We start from the raw sequence: 290 nt of genomic DNA on the forward strand, positions 1-290 counted from the left end.
ACTCGGCGGTGCGGCCGACATCAGCCGCCCCCGCGCCGAGCAGTTGCTGCGGCCCCTGGAACTGATCGACCTGGGCGCTCGGATCGGTGCCGCCGCAGCCAAGGAGGCGGCTGCCGCGGGCGATCCGGCCGGCGTGCGACTGCCCGGCGAGATGGCCGTTGCCGCCACCGCGGCGGGTGAGGTGCGCGAAATGCTCGCCGGCGTGCGCCCCGTCCAGAAACTGCCCACGGTTGCTCAGGAAGCGCGCAATCTCCCCGTGCTGGGCCGCTACGACGTGGTGGTCATCGGCG

At 73.8% G+C, this 290-nt stretch carries 1 protein-coding gene; it reads left to right on the forward strand.

Annotation, left to right across the window (positions count from 1 at the left end; all coding sequences use genetic code 11):
* A partial coding sequence (locus MD536_RS21170; protein WP_239603782.1) for a hypothetical protein occupies window positions 1–290 on the forward strand: 290 nt, incomplete at both ends.

It is taken from the genome of Flavihumibacter cheonanensis (genome assembly GCF_022352215.1).
GTDB classification, from domain to species: Bacteria; Bacteroidota; Bacteroidia; order Chitinophagales; family Chitinophagaceae; genus Flavihumibacter; species Flavihumibacter cheonanensis.